1 protein-coding gene is annotated in these 751 nt (G+C 57.7%); it reads right to left on the reverse strand.

Features of this window, described 5'->3' with window-relative positions; translation table 11 throughout:
- A partial coding sequence (locus N879_RS12985; protein WP_022983389.1) for a LysR family transcriptional regulator occupies positions 1-384 on the reverse strand: 384 nt, incomplete at its 3' end.
- Positions 385-751 lie beyond the last annotated feature (367 nt).

The raw sequence follows: 751 nt of genomic DNA on the forward strand, positions 1-751 counted from the left end.
CAGCACCTTTACGTCGAAGGCAATACCTGGACGTTGGGCCTGGAACGCGTGTATTACGCGGGGCAGGAATTCCGGAGCCAGCGCCTGGCTGGCTGCCAATGTCACACGGCCGCGTTTCATGCCGCTGAGATCCTGGATCTGTGACTGGACTTGTTCCAGATCGGCATTGCGGCGACGAGCGTAGGCAACGAACAGTTCGCCTGCCGCAGTCAGGCGTACACCACGCGGCAGACGCTCGAAAATCGGCGTACCTAACTCGTATTCCAGATCCTGGACGCGGCGATTTACCGCTGATGCGGCGACGTGCAGCTGTTCTGCGGCCGCCCGAATGGAGCCGCAGCGAGCCACGGCATCGATGTAATGAAGAAAGCGTAAATGTTGCATAGGTGGTCGAAGTAAAAAGGATGGAATAGAGATGGCCTGTATCGCTGACGGCCGCTGTGCCCGCATGCGAGTCAAAGCAAGATCGGTGCCGGATCGGCACCAGTTAGGTCGGAAAAAGGCGGCAGTCAAGTGCGCAGGGCGGCGTTAAGCTTGAACGAAATGTTCTGCCTGGGCGCAGTTGCGCCAGGCCGTGTAGTGACGTCGCTCGGTGCATGTACAGGGAACAGCCATCCGTCCTATTAACCTTTTTGAGAATTGCCAGATCATGTATCACATCGACGTTTTCCGAATCCCTTGCCACAGCCCTGGTGATACATCGGGTCTCGAGGATTTGATTGAAACAGGCCGCGTTGCCCCCGCCGACATC

It is taken from the genome of Alcaligenes sp. EGD-AK7, from assembly GCF_000465875.3.
In the GTDB taxonomy this organism is placed as follows: Bacteria; Pseudomonadota; Gammaproteobacteria; order Burkholderiales; family Burkholderiaceae_B; genus Alcaligenes; species Alcaligenes phenolicus.